This is a genomic window from Novosphingobium sp. (assembly GCF_040398825.1).
Taxonomy (GTDB): domain Bacteria; phylum Pseudomonadota; class Alphaproteobacteria; order Sphingomonadales; family Sphingomonadaceae; genus Novosphingobium.
In genome coordinates, this window is the sequence record NZ_JBBATI010000044.1 from 21,913 (window position 1) to 29,336 (window position 7,424).

A 7,424-nucleotide genomic window follows, 5' to 3' on the forward strand; every position below is an offset into this window, starting at 1 on the left:
ATCCTGTTGCAATGGCTTTGGATATTCTGATCGTCGATGATGAGCGCGACATCCGCGAACTGGTCGCCGGTGTGCTGAGCGACGAGGGTTATTCCTGCCGCGTGGCGGGCGACAGCGTGGCCGCGCTGGCCGCCATCGACGAACGCCGGCCCAGCCTGGTGCTGCTCGATGTGTGGTTGCACGGCAGTCCGATGGACGGGCTGGAAGTGCTCGACGAAATCAAGAAACGCGAACCCGAATTGCCGGTGGTGATCTTTTCCGGCCATGGCAATATCGACACCGCGGTATCGGCAATTGCGCGCGGCGCGATGGATTTCATCGAAAAGCCGTTTGAGGCCGAACGCCTGCTGTTGCTGGTCGAACGCGCGACAGAAACAGAACGCCTGCGCCGCGAAAATGCCCGGTTGCGCCGCGATTTCGTGATGTCGGATGAATTCACCGGCAATTCGTCGGCGATCAACGCGGTGCGCGCCACGCTGAAACGGGTGGCGCACACCGGCAGCCGCGTGCTGATCACCGGCCCGGCCGGATCGGGCAAAGAGGTTGCCGCACGGCTGTTGCACAACTGGAGCACGCGCGCCGACAATCCGTTTGTCACGGTCAATTCGGCGCGGATCACGCCCGAACGGTTTGAACAGGAACTGTTTGGCGAAGAGGCCGATGGCAAGCTGGTGCGCGCCGGCCTGCTGGAAATGGCCGATGGCGGCACGCTGTTCCTGGATGAAGTGGCGGATATGCCGGCATCAAGCCAGGCGCGCATCCTGCGCGTGCTGACCGAACAGGCGTTTGTGCGCGCGGGCGGTCATCGCCAGATTCGCGTCGATGTGCGCGTTGTGTCATCCAGTTCGCGTCCGCTCGAAGCCGAAATTTCCGAACGGCGATTTCGTGAAGACTTGTTCTATCGGCTGAATGTCGTGCCGGTGGCGATCCCGTCGTTGTGCGACCGGCGCGATGATATTCCGGCGCTGATCGACCATTTCTTTGCGCGGTTTGCCAGCGAACAGGGGCTGGCCGCGCCGGGCGTGGCGTCAGAGGCGATGGCCGCGCTGCAAAGCTATGACTGGCCGGGCAATGTGCGCCAGTTGCGCAATGTGGTGGAACGCACGATGATCCTGGCGCCGCGCGGACGGCTGGCGCGCATCGAAGCCGACATGCTGCCCGCCGAGATCGTCAGCATCCCGCTGGCCAACGACAGTGGCGCCGCATCGCTGATGGGCGTGCCCTTGCGGGAGGCGCGCGAAAATTTCGAACGCGAATACCTGCGTGTGCAGATCCGGCGCTTTTCCGGGAACATTTCCAAGACCGCGAGCTTTATCGGGATGGAACGATCGGCCCTGCACCGCAAACTGAAATTGCTGGGCATGGTCGAACGCCGTGAAGAGGAGGAGGAAGAAGCGGGCTGACCGGTGCGGGTTTGCGCAACCCTTGCGGTTGGCAGACCTTGCAAAAGGTGGATCCGTTACCACTTCACAGTTTACGAAGGGGGGGCTCCCGCCCTATACAGCAATTGATAGCGGCACGGTGCCGGTCCGGGTCATGCACCCGGCCTGCGCCAGGCCAGATCGCGAAAGTCCCCACCAAGGGGACATAGCCAATACAAAAAGGATATAGCGCAGATGACCGGACGCACACTCACGGCCCGCCCCCGCTCAGCCAAGGCTGAAGACGAACTGGATGCGGCACAGGCCCCTGTGGCAACCACCACCCCAGCCACCGGCGCCGCCAGTCTTTCTGGACTGAAGGGTCAAAACCTGCAGGACGTGTTCCTCAACCATCTGCGCAAAAACAAGATTCCTGTCACCATGTTCCTGGTCAAGGGTGTCAAACTGCAGGGCATCGTCACCTGGTTTGATAATTTTTCGATCCTGCTGCGCCGTGATGGCCAATCGCAACTGGTGTACAAACACGCGATCAGCACGATCATGCCGGGGCAGCAGCTGTCGGTGGCGCATTTCCAGGCGGGCGGTGATGAAAACAACCGCAAGCGCCTGTTGCAGGACGTGTTCCTGTCCAGCGTGCGCGATGCCGGGGTACAGGTCACCATGTTCCTGGTCAATGGCGTGATGCTGCAGGGCAAAGTCGCCGCCTATGACCTGTTCTGCATGCTGCTGGAACGCGAAGGCTATGTGCAGCTGGCCTACAAACACGCGGTTTCGACCATTCAGCCGGCCGGCCATGTCGATCTGTCGGGCGATTGGGACGGTGAAAGCGCCTGATGCCGTTTGAACCGCGGGTGCCGGCGGCATGACCGGATTTGAATTCGGGCGCAATCCCGACGATCTGAAGGGTGAGGTTACCCGCGGCGCACTGGCGGTGGTGGTGCTGCCTGATTTGCGAAAAAAGCACGGGCTCGACGCCGAAGCCCGGCTGGAAGAGGCGTGCGGGCTGGCGCAGGCGATCGGGCTGGTGGTGGCCGATGCCTTTGCTCTGCCGATCCGGGTGGTACGCCCCGCCACGCTGTTTGGTGAAGGGCAGGTGGAAAAGATCGGTGTTGCCTGCAACCAGTCGGGCGCCGATCTGGTGGTCGTTGATGGCGCGCTGTCGGCGATCCAGCAGCGCAATCTGGAAGAGCGGCTGGGCCGCAAGGTCATCGACCGCACCGGGCTGATTCTGGAAATCTTTGGCGAACGCGCGGCCACCGCCGAAGGGCGGCTGCAGGTTGAACTGGCGCATCTGGATTATCAGGCCGGGCGGCTGGTGCGATCGTGGACCCATCTTGAACGCCAGCGCGGCGGCTTCGGCTTTCTGGGCGGTCCTGGTGAAACCCAGATCGAGGCCGACCGTCGCCTGATTCGTGGCCGCATGGCGCGCATCCGCCGCGAACTGGAACAAGTGCGCCGCACGCGCGGGCTGCATCGCGAACGGCGCCAGCGCGCACCGTGGCCGGTGATCGCGCTGGTCGGTTATACCAATGCCGGCAAATCGACGCTGTTCAACCGGCTGACCGGGGCGACGGTCATGGCCGAAGACCTGCTGTTTGCCACGCTCGATCCCACCATGCGCGCCATCCGCCTGCCCGGTGTGGACAAGGCGATCCTGTCCGATACGGTCGGGTTTATCTCCGACCTGCCGACGCAGCTGGTAGCGGCATTCCGCGCCACGCTGGAGGAAGTGACCGGCGCCGACGCGATCGTGCATGTGCGCGATGTCGCCAATCCCGCCAGCGCCGAACAAAAGCGTGAGGTGGAGGCGATTCTGGCCGACCTGGGCGTGATCGACGAAGATGGCATCAGCGTGCCGATCATCGAAGCGTGGAACAAGATTGACCTGCTGTCCCCCGATGACCGTCTGATGCGCGACGATCTGGTCGCGCACGATCTGCCCGACCGACCCTCGGTGCCAATTTCGGCGGTAACCGGCGAAGGCGTGGCCGCGCTGGTCGAACGCCTGGGGGTGTTGCTGACCGATGGTGCGCAGACGCTCGACCTGACCATTCCGGCGGGCGAAGGGCAGAAACTGGCGTGGCTGCACGCGCACGGCGATGTGCTGTCGGAACGCCCGGGCGAGGATGCGCAAGGGTTGCCGGCATCCCGCATCCGCGTGCGGCTGACTCCGCGCGAACTGGGCCGGTTTTACAGCCTTTAAGGCTTATTCGCCGGCCTTTACTGCCTGCCACAACGCTTCCTGGGCATCGAGGTCCAGCCCGGCGAGGGACCCACCGGCGAGTTCCTCCATCGCGCGAAACCGGCGTTCAAATTTGGCATTGCCGCGGGCAAGCGCGTCTTCGGGTGCGATGCCATAGGCGCGCACCAGGTTGACCGCGGCGAACAGCAGGTCGCCCGCCTCTTCCACGCGGTGTTCATCCGTTGCGGCATTGGCCAGTTCAGCGGTTTCCTCAACCAGCTTGGCCGCAGGGCCGGCCGGATCGGGCCAGTCAAAACCGACGCGAGCAGCGCGTTTCTGCAATTTTTCCGCGCGCATCAGCGCGGGCAGGGCGATCGCCACGCCGTCCAGCGCGCCGGCCGCGCCCTTGACCGCGCGTTCGGCCGCCTTGGCATTTTCCCAGCGTTCCTGGCGTGACTGGCCCGCCTCATCCTCTCCGCCAAAGATATGCGGATGGCGTGCCTCCATCTTGGCGGAGATCGCGTCGGCAACATCGGCAAATGTGAAATGCCCGGCCTCTTCGGCCATGCGGCTGTGGAACACCACCTGCAACAGCAGATCGCCCAGTTCTTCGCGCAGGGCCGCCATATCGGCGCGCGCGATCGCATCGGCAACCTCATAGGCTTCTTCGATGGTATAGGGTGCGATTGTGGTGAAATCCTGCGCCAGATCCCATTCGCAGCCCGTTTGCGGATCGCGCAACCGGGCCATGATCGCCAGCAGGCGGTCCAGCGGATCGGGTGTCATGGTCATCGTCGGTCCCTGGCAATTGGTTGCACGGCGTGGTCTGGCCGCAGGTTGCGCGCCCACCGGCTTCGCCAAAATGGGCACGAAAGATCGTTCCAAACCCATTTTGGTGGCGATTGCGCTCGAAAACCAGCGCAAACCGGCGCCATGAACCATGGTGAGAGAACAACGGGAGGTCAACCATGGGCACCGGCAGCCTGCACGAAGTCCACACCACTGATCGCATGGCCGAACGCCGGCGGGTGGTGGCGCTGGCGCTCGACCTGCTCGATCGCGCGGTCACGCTGCTCGACCACGAAAATCTGGATATTGCCGCCGCCAAGATCGATGAGGCGCGCAGCGCCCTGCGGGTGCCGGCCCATTTTCTGGCGCAGCACAATGCTGGCAACCCCACCAGCGCGCATTGATCGCCGATCGCGCCGTCATTGCCTGTTGACCCCACTTTCGCCTAACCCGTAACGAAGTTTCAACGCCGCGGCGCCATCGTGCGGCGCAGGCTGGAGCAGGGGGCGACGCCATGTATGGGAAACCAGACCGCAACCGGTTGCTGACACTGATTGGTCTGGCGGCGACGATGACCGGGTGTTCGTCACAGGACGATGGCCAATGGCAGGTCTGCACCGATGCGCAGGGACGCCGCTTGCCCGACGTGGCCTGCCAGCAAAACAGCCACTATGGCGGTTCATTTGGATCGCACGCCGGCTGGGTGTTCATCAGCCGGTCGATGTCGGCGCCTGCCGTGGGTCAGATCGTATCCGGCCCGATCATGACCACGCCGGCGCACAGCAGCAGTACCAGCACTGTCGGCAGAGTGTTTTCCGCACCGGCAGAGGGCATTGCGCGCGGCGGGTTTGGCCATTTCGGCGGGTTCGGCCACGGCGCGGGTGAATAGGCACCGATGCAACGCCACACCATTGCCGCGCGGGCCGACTGGCAGGCCGAAGTTGAATCGCTCGGGTTCATCTGGCACAGCGCCGTTGGCCTGCCTTATTGGGCCGAAGGCACCTATTACACGCTGACCGAGGCGGAAACCGACCGCATCGCCGCCGCCAGCGAAGAACTGCACCAGATGTTCATCGCTGCGGGGGAGGCGGTGATCGCGCAGAACCTGTTTGCGCGCTTCGGCATCCCGGACTGGTGCGTGCCGCTGATCCGGGATGCGTGGGAGGCGGAGCCGCCGGCGCTCAATTACTGCCGGTTCGATCTCGGGCTCGATCGCGATGGCGTGCCGCGCCTGTTTAAATACAATTGCGATACGCCGACCTCTCTGGTCGAAGCCGCGCTGGTGCAGTGGTTCTGGAAAGAGGACGTGCTGCCCCAATCGGACCAGTACAACCGCATTCATGAGGCGCTGGTCGATCGCTGGCGCACCATTGCGCCCGCTCTGCCCGGCGCACTGGTCCATTTTGCGCATGTCGCGGATTCTGCCGGTGAAGACACGCTGACAACCGCCTATATGATGGACATCGCGCGCGAGGCGGGCTTGCAGGTTGAGCGGTTGGCCATGCCCGACATCGGTTGGGGCGACGGCGCGAATGGCGGCTTTTTCGATGTCGCGGATCGGCCGATCGCCACGCTGTACAAACTCTATCCGTGGGAATGGCTGACCGCCGAACCGTTTGGCCGCAACATCGCCCATGACCCGCGCGGCACGCTGTGGATCGAACCGATCTGGAAAATGCTGTGGAGCAACAAAGCGATCCTGCCGCTGTTGTGGCAGCTGTACCCAGATCACCCCAACCTGCTGGGCGCCAGCTGGAACCCGCCGCCACGCGGGCGCGATTATGTGATCAAACCGATGCTGGGACGCGAAGGTGCCAATGTGTCGATCGTGCGCGACGGGCAGGTCGTGGCAGCGACCGACGGACGCTATACCGGGCCGGCGATCTATCAGGAATTTCTCGATTTGCCCGACTATGCAGGGCAGTTTCCGGTGATCGGCAGCTGGATGGTCGATGGCACGTGTGCCGGCGTCGGCATCCGCGAAGGCGGGCGCATCACCGGCAACACCGACCGGTTTGTCCCGCATGTGATCGGCTGATCGCGCGCCTTCACCCCATGCCGTGGACAAAACACAGCTTGTTGCCCTCGGGATCGCGGCAATAGGCGCCGTAGTAGGTCCGGCTGTAGTTCAGCCGTAGCCCGTGCGCACCAGTTCCATCGCCTGCTGCGCTTTCTCGACCAGGGTGACGTTGCTGCTTAAATTTGCGTTGGCTCAGCGGGTTGGATCCGATGCGGCCAGCCTCGCAGCGGGCTATTCTTATTATGTCATAAGACCCAAGAAAAACTTTCGAGATTCTGCCGATAGATACGCGGTTGCACGGGCGCTCGATGAAATCCCGATCAAATGAAATTTTTGAATGTTACGGAACTTTGTGAGCGTCAGAACAACGCATCCAGTGGTTATCCGCCTCAATCGGGTCCATCTTCTCAGAGTCCCAGCACCAGCCAAGGCGCTTCAGTTTCAAGAGTATGCGGCCGCGTTCAAGGCAATTACGATCGTTTGCATCCCCGCTCGGGGCCCGGCAGCGGTCGTCAAGCGCGTCGTCCTTTCGGGTAAGAGCCTTGATCTTGGCGCTCATGTGCGGCGGCTGATGAGCCAGCGCGGCCGCAGGATAATCCAGTGCCCCGAACATGAAAACGGCAAGCGAGACAAAATATCATGCGCTTTCGCATTGGATCCTTTTCCGCATCAAGACTGCTTCGTCACCATGATAACTTGTTTTTCGTGAATTTCGAATAATTTCATTTGAGTATCGTGCCAAGCTTGCTCGGAAGTGGATATGTAGCGGAGGTGTGTCATTTCTATTTGGAGCTTACAATCCGTGTTCCTGCAAGTTAGAGAAGGCACAAATTCCGCTATTTAGAAATGACACATGCGGCGATGCATCAGGGGCTGCGCGTAACCCTCCGGATTGTGCAGCGTAGCCCCTGCTGGTGCGCTGATCTTGCGATGGCGCGCCCTTGGACCCGCTGCTCTGCAGTGGGCTCCCTCACGTCAGTGCCATCACCCGCTGCACTGTCAATCGGCGTCCAAACGGGACCCACTATCGGCGTGCAAAAGGGGACCACCT

Annotated in this window: 8 protein-coding genes; 7 read left to right on the plus strand and 1 reads right to left on the minus strand. The window is 62.5% G+C overall.

The window, feature by feature from the left end; genetic code table 11:
• The first annotated feature begins 11 nt into the window (after positions 1-11).
• The 3 genes from ntrX to hflX all read left to right on the plus strand — a co-directional run bounded on the left by ntrX (position 12) and on the right by hflX (position 3,585).
• Positions 12-1,403 carry a nitrogen assimilation response regulator NtrX gene (gene ntrX, locus ABWP89_RS16680; RefSeq protein ID WP_353230713.1) on the plus strand — a complete coding sequence of 464 codons (1,392 nt, stop codon included), beginning with the start codon at positions 12-14 and terminating at the stop codon, positions 1,401-1,403.
• A gap of 213 nt (positions 1,404-1,616) precedes the next feature.
• On the plus strand, positions 1,617-2,216 hold the full coding sequence (hfq, locus tag ABWP89_RS16685) for an RNA chaperone Hfq (protein ID WP_353230715.1): 600 nt from the start codon (positions 1,617-1,619) through the stop codon (positions 2,214-2,216).
• 28 nt (positions 2,217-2,244) lie between these two features.
• A complete protein-coding gene (gene hflX / locus ABWP89_RS16690; RefSeq protein ID WP_353230716.1) occupies positions 2,245-3,585 on the plus strand; it encodes a GTPase HflX in 1,341 nt (446 codons plus the stop codon).
• Between the two features lie 3 nt (positions 3,586-3,588).
• Here the strand turns inward: hflX and mazG are convergent, their stop codons facing one another.
• Entirely contained in the window at positions 3,589-4,356 is a 768-nt protein-coding gene (mazG, locus tag ABWP89_RS16695; protein WP_353230717.1) for a nucleoside triphosphate pyrophosphohydrolase, read from the minus strand.
• On the opposite strand from mazG, the gene ABWP89_RS16700 reads away from it, so the two are divergent.
• The 4 genes from ABWP89_RS16700 to ABWP89_RS16715 all read left to right on the plus strand — a co-directional run bounded on the left by ABWP89_RS16700 (position 4,349) and on the right by ABWP89_RS16715 (position 6,391).
• Positions 4,349-4,501, plus strand: coding sequence for a hypothetical protein (locus tag ABWP89_RS16700; protein WP_353230719.1), 153 nt, complete (start codon positions 4,349-4,351; stop codon positions 4,499-4,501). The genes mazG and ABWP89_RS16700 overlap by 8 nt on opposite strands.
• 31 nt (positions 4,502-4,532) lie before the next feature.
• Positions 4,533-4,757, plus strand: a complete 225-nt coding sequence (locus tag ABWP89_RS16705; RefSeq protein WP_353230720.1) for a hypothetical protein — start codon at positions 4,533-4,535, stop codon at positions 4,755-4,757.
• A gap of 110 nt (positions 4,758-4,867) precedes the next feature.
• Positions 4,868-5,242 carry a hypothetical protein gene (locus tag ABWP89_RS16710; protein ID WP_353230722.1) on the plus strand — a complete coding sequence of 125 codons (375 nt, stop codon included), beginning with the start codon at positions 4,868-4,870 and terminating at the stop codon, positions 5,240-5,242.
• 6 nt (positions 5,243-5,248) lie between these two features.
• Complete coding sequence (locus ABWP89_RS16715) at positions 5,249-6,391, plus strand: glutathionylspermidine synthase family protein (RefSeq protein WP_353230723.1); 1,143 nt, start codon at positions 5,249-5,251, stop codon at positions 6,389-6,391.
• Positions 6,392-7,424 lie beyond the last annotated feature (1,033 nt).

What these genes read in the sequence shown, in the direction of transcription:
- ntrX (WP_353230713.1), top strand. Translation starts at nt 12, where the DNA reads ATGGCTTTGGATATTCTGATCGTCGATGATGAGCGCGACATCCGCGAA.
- hfq (WP_353230715.1), top strand. Translation starts at nt 1,617, where the DNA reads ATGACCGGACGCACACTCACGGCCCGCCCCCGCTCAGCCAAGGCTGAA.
- hflX (WP_353230716.1), top strand. Translation starts at nt 2,245, where the DNA reads ATGACCGGATTTGAATTCGGGCGCAATCCCGACGATCTGAAGGGTGAG.
- ABWP89_RS16700 (WP_353230719.1), top strand. Translation starts at nt 4,349, where the DNA reads ATGGTCATCGTCGGTCCCTGGCAATTGGTTGCACGGCGTGGTCTGGCC.
- mazG (WP_353230717.1), bottom strand. Translation starts at nt 4,356, where the DNA reads ATGACCATGACACCCGATCCGCTGGACCGCCTGCTGGCGATCATGGCC.
- ABWP89_RS16705 (WP_353230720.1), top strand. Translation starts at nt 4,533, where the DNA reads ATGGGCACCGGCAGCCTGCACGAAGTCCACACCACTGATCGCATGGCC.
- ABWP89_RS16710 (WP_353230722.1), top strand. Translation starts at nt 4,868, where the DNA reads ATGTATGGGAAACCAGACCGCAACCGGTTGCTGACACTGATTGGTCTG.
- ABWP89_RS16715 (WP_353230723.1), top strand. Translation starts at nt 5,249, where the DNA reads ATGCAACGCCACACCATTGCCGCGCGGGCCGACTGGCAGGCCGAAGTT.